Source organism: Modestobacter sp. I12A-02662 (genome assembly GCF_041028325.1).
Taxonomy (GTDB): Bacteria; Actinomycetota; Actinomycetes; order Mycobacteriales; family Geodermatophilaceae; genus Modestobacter.
Window position 1 is genome coordinate 91,952 of record NZ_JABGDE010000010.1, and the last position, 15,974, is coordinate 107,925.

Below are 15,974 nucleotides of genomic sequence, written 5' to 3' on the forward strand. Positions count from 1 at the left end.
CACCGAGCACGCCGCGCGCAGCCGTACGCGCCACCTCCCGAGGAGCAGCACCCCGTTGTCGAGCCCCTCGCCCTCTGTTCCGGACGCCGCGGACCTGCCGGCCGAGCAGACGGCCGTCACCGACCTCTACCGCCGGCTGGACGCCGCCCGGGAGCTGGCGGTCACCCGCTTCAGGCAGGCGCTGGCCATGCCGGCCATCAACCCGCAGGCCCTCGGCGAGCGGGAGGCGGCGGCCCGCTTCCAGACCCAGCGGATCACCGCTCTGGACGCCGCCGAGCACGCGCTGGTGATCGGCCGGCTGGACCGCGAGGCGTCCCCGCAGCCGCTGTACATCGGCCGGGTCGGGCTCGCCGCCGACGACCCGTCCGGTGACCCGGCGCTGGTCGACTGGCGGGCGCCGGCCTCCCGGCCCTTCTACACCGCGACGGCCTTCCGGCCCGAGGGCGTGGTGCGCCGGCGGCACATCCGGACCCGCGGCCGCACCGTGACGGCGGTCAACGACGAGGTGCTCACCGTCGACCCTGGGGCCGCGGACGGGCCCGCGCTCACCGGCGAGGCCGCGCTGATGGCCGCGCTGACCGCCGAGCGCACCGGCCGGATGACCGACATCGTCGCGACCATCCAGGCCGAGCAGGACGCGATCATCCGCAGCGACGCCCGCGGCGTGCTCGTCGTCCAGGGCGGGCCGGGCACCGGCAAGACCGCCGTTGCGCTGCACCGGGCCGCCTACCTGCTCTACACCCACCGCGAGCGGCTGGCCCGCAGCGGGCTGCTCGTGGTCGGCCCCACGCCGACCTTCCTCCGCTACATCGCCGACGTGCTGCCCGCGCTCGGCGAGACCGGCGTGCTGCTGGCCGGGCTCGGCCAGCTGCGGCCCGGGCTGGACGCGCAGGGCACCGAGCGCCCCGAGGTCGCCGAGCTCAAGGGCCGGCTGGCCATGGTCGACGTCCTCAAGGCCGCCATCAAGGACCGGCAGACCCTGCCGCGCGGCGTCCGGGAGCTGGTCGTGGACGGCGTCCGCATCCCGCTGCGCGGCGCGGACCTGACCCGCTGCCGGACCGTCGGCCGGCGCGCCTCGCGGCAGCACAACCTGGGGCGGCCGGCCTTCGCGCGGGCGGTCGTCGACCTGGTGACCGAGCGCTTCGCCGCCCGGATCGGCAACGAGGTCCGCGGCGCGGAGAGCCTGCTGGCCCGCCGCGAGGTCGAGGACCTGCGGGCGGAGATGGCCGCCGACCCGGGCGTCCGCCGGCTGGTCGACGAGCTGTGGCCGGTGCTCACCCCCGAGCAGCTGCTCGCCGACCTGCTCGCGGACCCGGAGCGCATCCAGCGCGCCACCAGGGGCTGGTCGGAGGAGGAGCGGGCGCTGCTGCACCGCCCGGCGGACGCGCCCTGGACGCCGGCCGACGTGCCGCTGCTGGAGGAGGCCGACGAGCTGCTCGGCCACGACGACAGCGCCGAGCGGGCCCGCGAGGCGCGCCGGCGGCGGCAGGCCCGGGAGCACGCGCAGGAGACCCTGGACCTGCTGCACGGCTCCCGGTCGGTGGACTTCGAGGACGAGGAGTCCGAGGAGCTCACCGCCGTCGACCTGCTGGACGCCGAGCTGCTGGCCGACCGGGAGACGGAGGTCGACGTCCGCACCGCCGCCGAGCGCGCCGCCGTCGACCGCACCTGGACCTTCGGGCACGTCGTCGTCGACGAGGCGCAGGAGCTCTCACCGATGGCCTGGCGGCTGCTGGTGCGCAAGTGCCCGACCCGGTCGATGACCGTCGTCGGCGACCTGGCGCAGACCGGCAGCCTGGAGGGCGCCCGGGACTGGGCGGAGGCGCTGCAGCCGCACGCCGAGGGCCAGTGGCGGCTCGCCCAGCTGACCGTCAACTACCGCACGCCGACCGAGATCATGGCCGTGGCGGCCGACGTCCTGGCCGCCAGCGGCTCGACCGCGTCGGCGCCCCGGTCGGTGCGCAGCACGGGGGTGCCGCCCGGGGCCGAGCAGCTGACGGAGGGCGGCCTCCTCCCCCGGGCCGTCAGCGCGACCGCCGAGCTGGCCGACCAGGGCGGCACGGTGGCGGTGATCGCCCCGCCGAGCCGGGTGCCGGCGCTGGTCGAGGCGCTGTCGGGCCGCTTCCCCGCGGTCTCCTCCGGCCCGGCGGCCGACTCCTCGGCCGGCCCGGTGGTGCTGCGCCCGGCGCACGCGAAGGGCCTGGAGTTCGACTCGGTGCTGCTGGTCGACCCGCAGGGTCTGCTGGACGAGGGCGTCCGCGGCGACAGCGACCTGTACGTGGCGCTCACCCGGGCCACCCAGCGCCTCGCCGTCCTCTCCCCCGGCCCGCTGCCCGCCGTGCTGGACCGGCTCGAGCTCGGCTGACCCGCGGGGTCAGGCCTGCCGGGTGAGGGCCAGCAGCGCGATGTCGTCGGCGCGGTGAGTGCCGGCCAGGTCGGTGAGCAGCCGGTCGCACAGCTCGTCCGGGTCACTGGTCGCCCGGCGGCAGGCCGAGGCCCGCAGCCGCTCCAGCCCGGCGTCGATGTCGTGGCCGCGGCTCTCGACCAGCCCGTCGGTGAACAGCACCAGCGTCGCGCCGGGCGGGAGGACGCCGGACCACTCGACGGCCGGGGCCGGCGGCGCGCCCAGCATCCGGCTGGGCCGGACGGGGAGGAACTCGGCCCGGTCGCCGGTGACCATCAGCGGCGGCGGGTGCCCGGCCGAGGCGACGTGCAGCAGGCCGGTGTCCAGGTCGAGGGTGGCGAACAGCGCGGTGGCCATGCGCTGCAGCCCCAGCAGCGGCCAGCTGGCCTGCAGCCGGTCGATGACGGTGCTCGGCGCGGGGCTCTCCACCAGCAGCGCCCGGTAGACGCTGCGCAGCTGGCCCATGGTGGCGGCGGCGGTGATGTCGTGCCCGACGACGTCACCGACGGCGATCGCCACGTGGTCGCCGGGCAGCGTCGTGACGTCGTAGAAGTCGCCACCGATCTCGACCCCGTGGGTGGCGGCCAGGTACCGGACGGCGACCGTGACGCCGGGCACCGGTGGTGGCGGCGGCGGCAGCAGGGTCGCCTGCAGCGTGTGCGAGGTGTGCGCCTCCAGCTCGTACCGCTGCGCCTTGACCATCATCAGCGACACCTGCAGGGCCAGCTGCTCGGCCAGCTCGACGTCCGCCGTGCCGAACGGGGCACGCGACCGGTCGGCGCTGAGCGTCATCACCCCCAGCGCCCGCCCCTCGGCCAGCAACGGGACGCTGATCACGCTCACCAGCTCCAGTGCCCGCACGGCGGAGAGCTCGTCCGGGTCCCGGACCACCTCGGCCAGCCAGTCGTCGGCCAGCGACGGGAAGAAGCGGGTCCGCCCCTGCTCCATCGCCTCCCGCGCCGGTGCCGGCAGCTCCCGCACCGGCGGCGCCCACGCCCGCAGCGCGTCCACCAGCGGCTGACGCTCCGGGCTGCCGTGCCGGGCCACCACCCGGCTCATGCCGTGCTCGTCGATGACGTCCAGCAGGCAGATGTCGGCCAGCCGGGGCACGACCATCGCCGCGAGCTGCTCGAGGGACTCGGTCACCCCGGTGGCCCCGGCCAGCAGCCGCGCCGCGTCCAGCAGGAAGGTCGACCGTTCCGCCTGGCGGGCGGTCTCCTCGTACAGCCGCGCCCGCTCCAGCGCCTGCCCGGCCTGGCTGCCCAGCGTGCCGAGCAGTTCCAGGTCGGCCGGGGGCAGCGCGGCACCGGGCTCCTCCAGGCTGATCAGCTCGTCCTCGGAGCGGCCGTCCATCCCGAGCACGAGCGCGCCGAGGCGGCGGCTGTCGGCCGACACCGGCACGACGACGACGGCCTCCAGGTGCGCGGCGTCGAGCGCATCCGCCAGCCGGGGTTGGTGGTGGCGCAGCCCGTCGTCCAGCCGGACGAACCGCACCCCCTGGGCCAGCTCCAGCGCCCACTGGCCGCGCGCCGAGTCCACCAGCGCGCGGAGCAGCGGCTCGGGGAGTCCGTCCGAGTGGGCCAGGGTCAGCGCCCGCTCCGGTGCCGGCGTGGCCGCTGACGGCACCCGGGACGCCGGCGGCATCCAGTCGTTGAGCAGCCACAGCGCGGCGCCGGCCGCCCGGACCGCGCGCCGGCCGCGCTCGGCCACGACCCGGGCGACGGCCGCGACGGTGGTGGCCTCGGCCAGCTCGGAGACGACCTGCTGCAGCGTGCGGGACCGCGCCTGGGACTCCTCGGCGGCCCGGTGCGCGGTCAGGATCTCCCGCTCGTAGCGCCGCCGGGCGGTGGCCTCGAAGAGGGTCGCCCGCACCATGAGCGGGTTGCCGTCGGCGTCGCGCAGCTCCACGGCGTTCACCAGGCAGGGCAGCAGCGAGCCGTCCGACCGGACGACGTCCAGGGCGACCTCGCGGACCGCGCCCTGCATCCGCAGCAGCGGCGCCAGGTGGGTGTCGTGGAAGACCTGCCCACCGAGGCTCAGCACGTCGCGCAGCCGGGTGCGCAGCAGCTGCTCGGGGGTGCGGCCGGTCCAGGCGCACAGCGTCCGGTTGACCTTGACGATCGTCCCGTCGGGCAGCGTGGACAGGTAGCCGCACGGCGCGTTCTCGTAGAGGTCCGCCGGGTCGTCCTCGAGCAGGTGGTCCAGCGTGGTCCGGACCTCGCTCCCGGAGCGCCGGTCGTCGGGGCTCATCCGCGGCCGGCTACAGGAATGCCCGGATCGCCGCGGTCGTCTCCTCCGGAGCACTCAGGTTCGGGCAGTGGCCGGTGGCGGCGAGCTGGGTGAAGGCGCTGCCCGCGACGTTCTCGTGCACGAAGCGACCGGCGGGCTCCGGTGCGATCACGTCCTCGGAGCACTGCAGCACCAGGGTGGGCGCGGTGACGCCGGCGAGGTCGGCCCGGTTGTCGGACAGGAACGCGACCCGGGCGAACTGGCGGGCGACGTCGGGGTGCGTGCGGCAGAAGCTGTTGGTCAGCTCCTGCGCGAGTTCCGGCCGGTCCGGGTTGCCCATGATCACCGGCGCCATCGCGGCTGACCAGCCCAGGTGGTTGGCGTCGAGGTTGTCCAGCAGCTCGCTGATCGCCGCCCGGGAGAAGCCCCCGGTGTAGTCGCCGTCGTCGACGTACCGGGCGCTCGGGCCGACCATCACCAGGGCGCCGATGAGATCCGGCGCCTGCAGGTGGGCGAGGACGCCGATCATCGCGCTGACCGAGTGACCGACGAACACCACGTCGGTGAGCTCCAGCTCGCGGAGCAGCTGCACGACGTCAGCGGCGTACCCGCGCAGCGAGTTGTACCTGTCCGGGTCGTAGGCCGACAGGTCGGACTGCCCGAAGCCGACGAAGTCGAACGTGACGACCTTGTGGTCCACCTCGAAGTCCGGCGCGACGAACCGCCACATGTTCTGGTCGCAGCCGTAACCGTGGGCGAAGACGATCGGCCGCCCGTCCGGGACCCCGCTCACACGGACGTCGTTTCCCGTGCTCACGATCACCGGACCCACGGTACCGATCGCCGCCGTTCCGCGACAGTGCCGCCTGACCTGCGGCCGCGCAGGTCAGGCCGGGCGGACGGCGCTCAGCCGCCGGCGCCGTGCCCGTCGCGGTGGCCCAGCTCGGACAGCAACCGCCGCACCTCGCGACCGGCCCAGCTCTGCCCCGCCCCCTGCTCGACGGCGCCGGCGACGTCGGCCAGCGCGGCGGCCAGCGTCGTCTCCGCCTCGTCGAGCAGGCCGCGGTAGGCGGGGTCGAGGAGGTAGCCGGTCGGGCGGCTGGACAGGCAGCCGAGCAGGTCCAGCAGCACCTCCAGCCGGCGGGCCGCCTCGGCCGGGTCGACGTCGGCGCCGGCCATCGCCACCGTCTCGACGTCCTGCTCCCACAGCCGGGCGCGCACCGGGTCCTCCTGCAGCGTCAGCACCGTGCCGGTGCGCCGCTCCCGGACGGGGTCGGGCAGGTGCAGCACGTTCCGCACCTGGTGGGCGATGCGGATCAGGTCGTCGTCGAGCATCGAGGTGCCGACGAACAGCACGTGCCGGGTGAGCAGCAGCGACTGGAGCACCCCGGCCAGCGCCGTCCGGTGGTCGCCGAACTCCAGGTACTGCTCGCGGGTGAGCACGATGCTGTCCGGGTGCCGGACGTCGCCGTGCAGCTTGAGCAGCCACGGGTCCTCGACCGTCGCCTCGTCGAACGGCAGGACCCGCATCGGCCGGCCCACGTCGGCGGCGGCGAGCTCGACCAGCGGGTCGTAGTTCGTCGTCACGTACTCGTGCACCGGCAGCCCGGCGATGAGCGCGTGCGCCAGCGAGTACGTGCCCGGGCCGAAGCGCTCCTCCACGTAGCGGGTGAGCTCCTCCCGGCCCAGTTCCCGGGCGAGCAGGGCGGCGGCGTCCTGCGGGGGCAGCTGGGCCAGCCCGGCCCGCAGCCCGCCGTCCAGCCCGGCCCGCTCGGCGAGCTCCGCGAGCAGCTCGGGCCAGGTCGGCAGGCCGGCCGCGGCGCTCACCCCGGCGCCCACGAAGACCGCGAGCCCGCCGGCCCGCGCGCGGGCACCGAGGTCCTCGGCCACCTCACGGAGCTCCGCCGGGAGCTGCCAGCCGCCCTCGACGCGGCGCACCCGCTGGGCGGCGGCCACGTCACTGGGCCGGTGCAGCACCAGCGCGACGTCGTACCCGTGCTCCTCCGCCGCCTGCCGCAGCACCGGCAGCAGCTGGCTGAGCAGCTCACCGCGGCGCCCGGCCGCCCCGCCCCACCCCGTGCCCAGGGCGGGCAGCCCGACCAGCCGGCGGGCCCGGCCGTGCGCGGGCTCGGCCACCTCCCGCCCGGCCACCGCGGCCAGCACCTCCCGCGCGCCGTCGAGCAGCCAGGCCAGCCGGGCGTCGTCGGCCTCGGCGACGTCGCCGTAGTCGACCGTGTCGACCAGCCAGGCCCGGCGCTCCCCGCAGCCGGGGACCTCGAGCACCCGCTCGTCCCCGGTCCACTGCGCCGCGACGTCCACCCCGTCGTCGTCCTCGTCCCCCAGCGCGTCCGGTGGCAGCAGCGGCACCCAGCTCCGGGTCACACGCAGCGCGCGGTCGGTCGGCACGACCACGTCGTCGCAGGTCAGCCGGGTCAGGTCGGCGCCGACCACGAACACGTGCCCGCTCATCGCCGGCCCGGGGCGGTGTCCGGGGCCTCCAGCGGCCCGGCCGCCGGATCCGCCGGCTGCCGGGTCCGGGCCCGGGCGTAGGCCGGCCGGCGGAACCGGGCCATCGCGCCGTCGGCGACCAGCCCCGGCGGGGCGTGCAGCACCGCGTCGAAGTGCAGCTGCGGATCGGGTGGGTCGTGCGGCGCCGCCAGCACGAGCCGGGCGAACGACTCCAGCGCGCCGCGCTCCAGGGCGGCGGCCAGCGTGAAGGTGCGTCCGGGCCCGGCCGCGAGCAGCCCCTCGGGGTCGGCCGGCAGCGGGCCGTCGGCCCGCGCCGCGAGCGTGACCGGCCCGAGCGGCGTCCGGAACGCCATGATCGAGCCGTAGGGAGCCCCCGCGTCCCGGCGGAACACCGGCACCGTCCGGGTCCACCGGCTCCGCCCGGTGGAGGAGAGCAGCAGGTCGACCGGGCGGCCCCCCGGCGCGGGCGGCGGGACCCGGACGGCGAGCCCCAGCAGGTCGGGCAGCCGGGACGGCAGGCCGGCACCGCGGGACAGCCGCACCAGGACGTCCGCTTCCTCCCGCGCGTCGATCCACGGCAGACCCCACGGGCGCGCCGGCCCGGTTCGGACCAGCCGGGCGTCGAAGACGACCCCGCGCGGGTGCATCGGTTTGGCGCCGCGCACCCGGGCGAGGGCAGCGAGGGGGGCGGCCACCGCCCGGCCCGCCGCGTCGACGAGGTCAGCCATGCCCAGCGGGTTACCACCCGGCGGGCAGCTCACCCATCGGGACGCGCACGAGCCCGGCAGCCGGGGTTCAGTCGCGGGTGGTGCCGCAGTCCGCGCAGCGCTTCCGGCCGCCGGCGTTCGGCCGCCTGCAGTTCACGCACACCCACGTCGTCCGTTCCATGGTCGCCACGTCGTACCTCCTCGCCGGCCGCTCGGCCGGCATCGTCGTGCCCGGCGGGACCCGGGATCACCGGCTCCGTCGCCGCGGCCGACGCTAGGCGGGGTGGATGACGGGGAGGTTGCGGGCGCGGGAAGACCGCGTGCACTCCGTGCTGGTCAGCGCAGGCTGCCGCAGCCGCCGGCGCCACAGGCGCAGCCCCCGCACCCCGCCGCGGGCGCCGGGGTGGGCTCCGGCTGACGTGCGAGGCGCGCCATGCCGACGGCTCCGGCGACGTCGACCAGCCCGAGCAGCGCCACCAGGACGGCGGCGGCGCCCCGGGCGCCGTCCAGCAGCACGTCGACGCCGCCGAGCACCAGCAGGCCGAGCGCGGCGAGGGCGACGCCGCCGGCGGCCGCCAGGAACGGCCCCCGGCGGCCCGGCACCGCGACGGCCAGGCACGGCAGGGCCAGCAGCAGGACGGCGGCGAGTGCCCACCCGGTCGCGGTGGCCGACAGCAGCGCCAGGGCGAACGCGACGGCGCCGAACCACACCGCGCCCGCCCCGATGACGGCTGCGGCGCGCTCCACCGAGCCGGTGCGCCCCCGCCGCAGCATCGTGGCGCCCCAGACCGCGGCGAGCACGCCGAGCGCGCCCAGCAGCAGCCGCGGACCGGCTCCGGACCAGGTCAGGGCGAGCACGCCGAGCGCCAGCAGGAGGACACCCAGCCCGGCCATCCGCGGCCAGGTGGCCCGGGCCTGCGCGGCGGTGCTGGGGGCGTTCCCGGCCAGCCGGCCGGCGGTCACGGCGTTGGTCACCGGCCCATCCTCCCCCACCCGCGCCGGGAGCTCCCGCGCGCACCGGCCCCTGCTCGAGGACGGCCGACCGTTCACCGGGCGCACAGCCCTTCGTCGTGCCACGCTGATCCGCCCCGCACCGGGGCACACGAGCAGGGAGGAACGGCCGTGAACACGTCGGGTGGCGCGGCGGCTGCCGGCCGCGCGGGGAACAGCGACGCGCTCGAGCACCTGGCCCGGGTGGGCCTGGTCGCACTGGGCATCGTCCACCTGCTGATCGCCTGGCTGGCCCTGCAGCTGGCCTGGGGCGGCGGGGGCGGATCGGCCGACCAGTCCGGCGCGATGGCCACCCTGGCGGAACAGCCGTTCGGCAAGCCGCTGCTCTGGGTGCTGACCGTGGGCCTGCTGGCCCTGGCGCTCTGGCAGCTGGCCGAGCTCACCCGCAAGGCCCACGGCCTGCGCAGCACCGGCGAGGAGCGGAAGAAGGCGGTCACCGGCACTGTCAAGACCGTCGCCAAGGTGGTCGTGTACCTGTTCCTCGCGTTCACCGCGTTCCGGTTCGCCTCCGGCGGCGGCCAGTCCAGCTCCGGGCAGGAGCAGCAGACGGTCGCCGGTGTGTTCGCCTGGCCGGGGGGCCGGTTCCTGGTCGGCATCGCGGCCCTCGTCCTGATCGGTGTCGGCGCCTACCACGTGCACAAGGGCGTGACGAAGCGCTTCATGAAGGAGATCGACGCCGCGCAGGCGTCCGCGGGTGAGCGCCGGACGATCGAGCGGCTGGGCCAGGTGGGCTACCCCGCGAAGGGCGTCGCGCTGGCCGTGGTCGGCGGGCTGCTGGGCTGGGCGGCCGTCACGTTCGACCCGGCCAAGGCCTCCGGCCTCGACGGCGCGCTGCGCACGCTGCTCGAGGCCCCGTTCGGCAAGGTGCTGCTCACGCTCGTGGCCCTGGGGATCGCGGCGTTCGGCGTCTTCGCGTTCTTCCGGGCCCGGTACCCCGAGCGGACCTGACGCCGCCGGTGCACGTCGTCCTGCAGCGGGTGCACGACGCGGTCGCCTCCGCCCGTGGGGTCACCGACCACCCGGTCCTCGAGCACCTGGCCCGGGTGGGGCTGGTGGCGTACGGCGTCCTGCACGTGCTCATCGGCTGGCTGGCGTTCCGGATCGCCTGGTCACCGCAGCAGCGCGCGCCCGACGCCGACCAGACCGGAGCGCTGCAGACCGTCGGTAGCTCCCCCGGCGGCCGGGTGCTGCTGTGGGTGATCGGCCTGGGCCTGCTCGGGCTGGCGCTGTGGCAGGCCGGTGAGGTGCTGCGCTGGTGGACCGGGCTGCTCCGCCCCGGGCACCGGCTGCGGGTGGCCGTCGTCTGCGCGAAGTGCGGGGCGAAGGCCGTGGTCTACGCCGTCCTCGGGGTGACCGGGGTGCTCTTCGCCGCCGGCCTCGACTACCGGGCGGCGGAGCGGTTCCGGGAGCTCACCGACGAGGTGCTGCGCATCCCCGGCGGCGGGGCGTTCGTCGGGGCGGCCGGCGTCGGCGTCGCCGCCGTCGGGCTGTACGTCCTGGTCCGCGGGGTGACCGGCGGGTTCATGAAGGACGTCGACCTGCACGCGGCGCCCGACCGGTGGGAGCCGCTGATCGAACGGCTGGGCGCGGTCGGCTACGTGGCCAAGGGGATCGCGTTCGCCGTCGCCGGGATGCTGCTGGTGTATGCCGCGGTGACCGCCGACGTCTCGACCGCAACCGGCCTGGACGGTGCGCTGAACGCGATCGGCGCGGTCCGCACCGGACGGTGGCTGCTCACCGCGGTCGCCGTCGGGTTCGCGGCGTTCGGGGTCTACGCCCTCGCCCGGGCGCGCTACCCCGACCGGGACCCGTCGACCTGACGCCGCGCCCTCTTGCTACTCGACGACGGTGAAGACGTCCCAGAGGCCGGTGATCTGCAGGGGGCGGACGACGGCGCGGGCCGTGCCGCACTGCATGCGGAGGGTGCGACCGGCGGCCTCGGCGGCGCGGTGCGCGGTGGCCAGCGCGGACAGCCCGGCGGAGTCGAGGAACGACACGTCCCGCAGGTCGAGCTCGACGACCTCGACGCCGGGGCGGGCGAGCACCTCGAGCAGGCAGCCCCGCAGGCCGGGGGCCGTCGCGGAGTCGACCTCCCCGCTCACGGTGATCCGGCAGCCGGTGCGGGAGGGGGCCGCGGTGACGTCGATGCGCGTCGGATCGACGTCGAGGGGAAGAGCGGTCATGGTCGCCTCCGGCGGTGGACCCGAGCTGTGCCGGCGGCGGCGCCGCCGGCTGTGCGCCGGGCAGGGTGCCCGGCCACGGCTGGTGGTTGAACCGCACGATCGACGCTAGGGACGCTGTCGGTGATCCACAAGGGGTTGGCGGCGTGGCGATGGCCCGACACGCCGGTGCGGCCGGCCCTGCACAGCGCCCGGACGGCTCGGTTCTCCCCCGCCTCGTGCGGGGCACCGGGCCTGCGCACAGGGACCGCGCGGATACTGGGGGCATGTCGAAGCGGGTCGTCATCGCCGGGGCCGTGTGGGTCGTGCTGTCCGTCCTGGCGTTCCTCACCGACCCGATCCTCGGCGCCTTCGTGCTCCTCTTCGGCGGCATCGGCGTGGTCGTCCTCCACCTGGCCGGCACCTGGGAGGAGCACCCGGACTTCGAGGCCCGTGAGCAGCGGCGGGCCGTGAAGCGGAAGGCCAAGTGGGAGAAGAACAAGGACGTCCGCGAGCGGGACGCCGCCCGCTACGCCGAGCACAAGGCGCGGCAGGCGGAGAAGGCGCGCCGGCAGGCCGAGCGGCACCCCTCCTGAGCGGAAAACCCGTCGACGGCGGGCGGCGTCGTCCGTACCGTCCCGGGCATGGGCGACTTCGTGCGGATGCGCACCCGCTGAGCTGATCCGCGGCGCTGCTGTGCAGCCCCGCCGTCCGCCGGCCCTTCTGGCCCGGCCGACCGCTCCCCCACCCGTTCCCGGCGTGCCCGCCGGACGTCGCGGGCACCCGCCAGTCCCCTCCCGGAGGCCGCCATGTCACGCCCCACCCCACTGCCCACCGGTCCCGCCGCCGAGGCCCGCGAGCAGCTGCCGGAGGACGCCCTCCCCGGCTTCGACCGCCTGGTGCACGCGGTCCTCGCGTCGCCCGGCGCCACCCGGCACCCGGCGCTCGGCGCCGCCCTGCGCGGCCAGCTGCCCGGCACCGCCGGGGTCCGCTGGCTCCACGCGGAGGGCCTGTCCCCCACCGCCCGCGCGTCGGACCTCACCGCGGCCCACTGGCTCTCGCTGCACGAGACGTGGCAGGCGAACCAGCCGGCGCCCCGGGACGGCGCCCGCCCGGCCGGTCGGGCCGGGCGGGCGGACAGCCGGCACGGCCACGCGCCGGGCGCGCAGGCGATCCCGCGGTACTTCTGAGAGGACCCCCGTCCTCCGTCAGCCGACCGCGTCCTCCGCGGCCAGCCGGGCCTCCTGGTCCGGCTGCGCGAAGGCCTCGGTGAGCGCTGCGCGCAGCGGCCAGGCCCCGGCCCGCCAGGCCAGGGCCCGGCCGAACGCGGCGGGGGTGCCGTCGACGGCGTCCGGGCCGTTCCCGCCCGGCCACCAGGGCACCGGCCGGCCGCCGGTGACGGTCAGCTCGGCGTGCACGCCCACCTCGCCGGTCAGCTCGAGGACGCCGAGGCGGGCGGCGGCCAGCCGCGCGCCCGGCACCTCCGCCCACGGCAGGACGCGCACCGGGCGGCTCGTCACCCTCGCCCGACCGGCGAGCTCACCCGCCAGCGGCAGGTCGAGCAGGTCGGCCACCGCGCCGGGCCGGCCGCCGGCCGGGACCAGCGGCTGGTCGACCAGTGGCTGCAACCAGGGCGCGTCGAGCACGACGGCGTCCGCGCTTACCCGGTCCGGCGCCACCCGGACGCGGTCGGGCGGGTCGACGTCGACACCGTCCAGGGCGGCCGCCAGCTGGGCGTAGACGGTCCGCAGCAGGGCCGGGGGGACGGTGCGGGCCGGATCGCCGAGCCGGTCGAGCAGGTCGGTGGCGTCGTCGACGTCGGCGAGCACGTCGGCCAGCGTCGCCGGCGGTCGCAGCAGGTCCAGGACGGTGGCGTCCAGCTCCTCGGCCGGTTCGTACAGTCCCTGCAACTCCGTGCTCGCCGGGTGCCGCAGCCGACCGGGACGACGGCCGCCCAGCACCGGCGACGTGCGCAGCCACCAGCGCAGGTAGCCGGGCACGGTGGTGCCGCCCAGGTCGAGGTCCGCCCGCGCGGCCCCCGGCAGCGCCGCCAGCAGAGGCAGCGCCCGCGGCCAGTCCCGCACCAGTTCCAGGTCCCGGACGGCGGTCAGCGCCGGCCACCCCGGCGGTGGCGCGTCGGCGGGCAGCCGGTCGAGGACGGCGTCCACCCACTCCTCGACCCGGTCGACGTCGAGCTCGTCCGGATCGTCGGCGGTCACCAGCGCGAAGGTGTCGAGCACCCCGACCGCCCGCAGCGCACCGGGCTCGAACCGGCGGGCGAAGCGCCGGTCGACGGTGCCGAGCGCGCCCCGCTCGAGCACCCCGGCCAGCGGGGAGCCGGGCAGTACCAGCTCCCCGGCCGGCGCCCAGCCGCCGTCGTCGTCCGGGAGCGCCAGCTCGGCCAGCCACGGCAGCTCACCGGGCGTCGGCCCGGCCGCGGCGACCAGCGTGAGGACGGCGGCGGCCAGCGGCTCGGCGTCCTCCCCGTCGTCGGCGCGGTCCAGCGAGCTCTCCACGGCGGCTCGCACGTCGGGGTCGGCGAGCACCGCCGCTGCGGTCGCCGGACGGGCACCCAGCCGTTCCAGCACCCGGCGCGCGCTGCCGGCCGCGGCGGCCGGGTCGGCGATGCGCAGCCCGAGCGGAGCGAGCCGGCCGGCGGGCAACGAGTCGTCGGTGAGCAGCACCCCCGCCGGCGTCTGGGCCATCCGCCCGTCGGCCAGCGGCACCGGGAGGGCAGCGAGCTCGTCGCGGTCGGCGTCGGCGAGGGCGGTGTAGAGCGCGGCCCACCAGCCGGCCGGTCGCTGCACCCCGCGCACGGCGTCGACGACGTCGGCCGGCCCGATGCGGCGGACGCCGAGGGCGCCGAGCGCCGCGGCGTCGGAGCGGCGGGACCAGCCGGCGGGCAGCAGCCCCGGGACCACGCCGGTGAGGGCGGCCACCCGCTCGGGCGCCGGGTCGTCGAGGGCGACCGCGCGACCGGGGCGCAGCGGCGGGTCGGCCGGATCGGCCGCGGGCAGCCACGCGGTGTCGGTGAGCCGGGCGAGGACGGCCCGGCAGAGCGCGGCGTCGAGCTCGGCGGCGGCCAGACCGGCGCGCGGCACGAGCCGGAGCAGGGCGGGGTCCGCCGGGAGGTCGGCGAGCAGCGCGGCGTAGGCGTCGGCGGCGATCCCGACCAGGGCGTCGGTGACCCGGCCGGGGGCGACGTGCCGCCGGTCGGGGCCGAGCGGGAAGGGGGCGACGAGGCGGACGGGCAGGGACAGCGGCTCGTCGCTCGGGGTGGGCGCGTGCAGCACCTGCCGGCCGGTGAGCGGCTGCGCGCACCCGTCGTCGTCCACGGGCACGGCCCAGGTCAGCGAGTAGCCGCGCCGGTCGCGCTCCTCCACCGGCCGGTCGGCGAAGAGCTCGGCGGGCAGGTCGCCGGAGCGGGTGAGCACCCGCCAGGCCGTGGTCAGGTGGCCGTCGGTGAGCAGGGTGGTGTTCCCCGAGGCGTCGCGGGCCAGGGTGCGGGTGGCGCCGTCGTCGACGACGTGGATCTCGGCCAGCGCGGGCAGGGTCAGCAGCAGCTCCGCGTCCAGCGCCCGCAGCCCCTCGCGGACCACCTCGACCGCGCCCGCGCGGAGCGGGAGGACCACCTCGGTGGCGAAGCCGTGGGGCGGCTGGCCGGTGGTCGCGAAGGGGAGGCGGAGGACGGGGACGGCGCCGTCCCGCCGGGCCAGCTCGTCGGCGAGCGCCGGGACGGCGGCGACCGCGGCGCGGGTCTCGTCGGCGCTGAAGCGCACCGAGCGGTCGGTGGAGACGACGGCCGGCTCGTCGCTCACCGCGAGGACGGCGGCGAACCCGACCCCGAACCGGCCGACGCTGCGCTCGGCGTCCCGCTTGGCCGAGGCCCGCAGGGTGCACAGCGCCTGGACGCCGGCGTCGTCCAGCGGCGCGCCGGTGTTCGCCGCGCGCAGGGTCGTGCCACGCAGCTCGAGGCGGAGCAGTCCCGCGGCGCCGGCGCGGGCCGCGGCGTCGGCGGCGTTCTGCGCGAGCTCGACGACCAGCCGGTCCCGGTAGCCGCCGCGGACGAGGTCCTCCTCGGCGTTGGCGTCCTCCCGGAAGCGCGCCGGGGAGTCGGTCCACGCGGCGAGCACCCGGCGGCGGAGCTCAGCTGGATCGGCCACGGGAGGCAGTATCGCGCCGCGACCACCCGCTCCTGCACCGTCCGCGACAGGTAGCCCGTCCTCACCGGTTGAGCGGCTTGTGGATCTTCAGCACCTCGATGATCACGTACAGCTGGGTCATCAGCTGGCCACCGTCGCGGACCTCGTCGACGACCCTGCGGACATCCTCGCGCCGCGCCTCCGGTGCCTCCGCGGCGCGTTCGAGCAGAGCAGTTCGTCCCGGGTCCTCCAGTCGGTGAAGCCAGGCCGCCCTGCTCCATTCCGCGGCGTCCAGTGCCTCCGTGACATCGGGGCGGAGGGCCGCCAGCCGCCACAAACGGCTGAAGACCCGCTCGAGGATCCGGTCGACCTCCCGGGTACCCAGCCGCACCTGTGCATCCAGCGCTTCCCCGAGGATGGTCCGCGCCTCGTCGCCGGCCCCTTCAAGCAGCCCGGCGACGCGGTCGAGCACGTTCGCTGCGTAGGCGAAGTGCAGCGCCCCGTCGCCCTTCTCGGGCCGGTCGACGATCCACTCCTCGACGACGTACAGCGCAAGGGCGAGCCGCGCTATCAGGTCGCCGGACCGGTCGAGGCCGCGGACCTCCGAGTCGAAGCGGCGCTCTCTCTCCAGCGCCTCGGCTCGGGTCAGCAACGCCTCGACGACGAAGAAGGCGACGAGCGCCGTCGCGGGCAGTCCGAGAAGGCCCGCGAGCAGGTTCGACAGCAGCGGCTGGCTGCCGAGCCACCCCTGGCTGTCCATGACGGCCGCCACGACGATCCCGAGCAGTGCCAGCCCCGACAGCAGGACGATGTTGCCGCGTCGGCTGGTGGCCAACCGCGGACGTCGGCTTCC

At 76.9% G+C, this 15,974-nt stretch carries 13 protein-coding genes; 5 read left to right on the plus strand and 8 right to left on the minus strand.

Features of this window, described 5'->3' with window-relative positions; all coding sequences use genetic code 11:
- Nucleotides 1–55: 55 nt before the first annotated feature.
- Entirely contained in the window at nt 56–2,365 is a 2,310-nt protein-coding gene (locus HL189_RS15940) for a helicase (protein ID WP_369134693.1), read from the plus strand.
- A 9-nt stretch (nt 2,366–2,374) separates the two neighbouring features.
- Here HL189_RS15940 and HL189_RS15945 read toward each other — a convergent pair whose 3' ends face one another.
- From HL189_RS15945 to HL189_RS15965, 5 genes are all read right to left on the minus strand, one after another.
- On the minus strand, nt 2,375–4,654 hold the full coding sequence (locus HL189_RS15945) for a SpoIIE family protein phosphatase (protein WP_369134694.1): 2,280 nt from the start codon (nt 4,652–4,654) through the stop codon (nt 2,375–2,377).
- Nucleotides 4,655–4,664: 10 nt separating this feature from the next.
- Nucleotides 4,665–5,450, minus strand: a complete 786-nt coding sequence (locus HL189_RS15950) for an alpha/beta fold hydrolase (protein WP_369134695.1) — start codon at nt 5,448–5,450, stop codon at nt 4,665–4,667.
- Between the two features lie 89 nt (nt 5,451–5,539).
- Nucleotides 5,540–7,102, minus strand: a complete 1,563-nt coding sequence (locus HL189_RS15955; RefSeq protein ID WP_369134696.1) for an SIR2 family protein — start codon at nt 7,100–7,102, stop codon at nt 5,540–5,542.
- Nucleotides 7,099–7,830, minus strand: a complete 732-nt coding sequence (locus tag HL189_RS15960) for a phosphodiesterase (protein WP_369134697.1) — start codon at nt 7,828–7,830, stop codon at nt 7,099–7,101. Before HL189_RS15960 ends, HL189_RS15955 begins: the two co-directional genes overlap by 4 nt.
- Before the next feature lie 315 nt (nt 7,831–8,145).
- Nucleotides 8,146–8,784 carry a hypothetical protein gene (locus HL189_RS15965; RefSeq protein WP_369134698.1) on the minus strand — a complete coding sequence of 213 codons (639 nt, stop codon included), beginning with the start codon at nt 8,782–8,784 and terminating at the stop codon, nt 8,146–8,148.
- A gap of 147 nt (nt 8,785–8,931) precedes the next feature.
- Here HL189_RS15965 and HL189_RS15970 point away from each other — a divergent pair, with 147 nt between their 5' ends.
- Nucleotides 8,932–9,768 (plus strand): DUF1206 domain-containing protein, encoded by an 837-nt coding sequence (locus tag HL189_RS15970; RefSeq protein WP_369134699.1) that lies wholly within the window; start codon nt 8,932–8,934, stop codon nt 9,766–9,768.
- Nucleotides 9,769–9,776: 8 nt separating this feature from the next.
- Complete coding sequence (locus tag HL189_RS15975; RefSeq protein ID WP_369134700.1) at nt 9,777–10,640, plus strand: DUF1206 domain-containing protein; 864 nt, start codon at nt 9,777–9,779, stop codon at nt 10,638–10,640.
- Nucleotides 10,641–10,655: 15 nt separating this feature from the next.
- Here HL189_RS15975 and HL189_RS15980 read toward each other — a convergent pair whose 3' ends face one another.
- Nucleotides 10,656–11,003, minus strand: coding sequence for an STAS domain-containing protein (locus tag HL189_RS15980; protein WP_369134701.1), 348 nt, complete (start codon nt 11,001–11,003; stop codon nt 10,656–10,658).
- 263 nt (nt 11,004–11,266) lie between these two features.
- On the opposite strand from HL189_RS15980, the gene HL189_RS15985 reads away from it, so the two are divergent.
- Nucleotides 11,267–11,575: a hypothetical protein gene (locus HL189_RS15985; protein ID WP_369134702.1), complete on the plus strand. Its 309-nt coding sequence runs from the start codon at nt 11,267–11,269 to the stop codon at nt 11,573–11,575.
- A gap of 213 nt (nt 11,576–11,788) precedes the next feature.
- Entirely contained in the window at nt 11,789–12,169 is a 381-nt protein-coding gene (locus HL189_RS15990) for a hypothetical protein (RefSeq protein WP_369134703.1), read from the plus strand.
- 18 nt (nt 12,170–12,187) lie between these two features.
- Here the strand turns inward: HL189_RS15990 and HL189_RS15995 are convergent, their stop codons facing one another.
- Both HL189_RS15995 and HL189_RS16000 read right to left on the minus strand, forming a co-directional pair.
- A complete protein-coding gene (locus tag HL189_RS15995) occupies nt 12,188–15,142 on the minus strand; it encodes a sacsin N-terminal ATP-binding-like domain-containing protein (RefSeq protein WP_369134704.1) in 2,955 nt (984 codons plus the stop codon).
- 61 nt (nt 15,143–15,203) lie between these two features.
- A complete protein-coding gene (locus tag HL189_RS16000) occupies nt 15,204–15,893 on the minus strand; it encodes a hypothetical protein (RefSeq protein ID WP_369134705.1) in 690 nt (229 codons plus the stop codon).
- Nucleotides 15,894–15,974 lie beyond the last annotated feature (81 nt).

Excerpts from the sequence above, each read along its gene's own strand:
- HL189_RS15960 (WP_369134697.1), bottom strand. The coding sequence starts at position 7,830 with ATGGCTGACCTCGTCGACGCGGCGGGCCGGGCGGTGGCCGCCCCCCTC.
- HL189_RS15985 (WP_369134702.1), top strand. The coding sequence starts at position 11,267 with ATGTCGAAGCGGGTCGTCATCGCCGGGGCCGTGTGGGTCGTGCTGTCC.
- HL189_RS15945 (WP_369134694.1), bottom strand. The coding sequence starts at position 4,654 with ATGAGCCCCGACGACCGGCGCTCCGGGAGCGAGGTCCGGACCACGCTG.
- HL189_RS15955 (WP_369134696.1), bottom strand. The coding sequence starts at position 7,102 with ATGAGCGGGCACGTGTTCGTGGTCGGCGCCGACCTGACCCGGCTGACC.
- HL189_RS15990 (WP_369134703.1), top strand. The coding sequence starts at position 11,789 with ATGTCACGCCCCACCCCACTGCCCACCGGTCCCGCCGCCGAGGCCCGC.
- HL189_RS15980 (WP_369134701.1), bottom strand. The coding sequence starts at position 11,003 with ATGACCGCTCTTCCCCTCGACGTCGATCCGACGCGCATCGACGTCACC.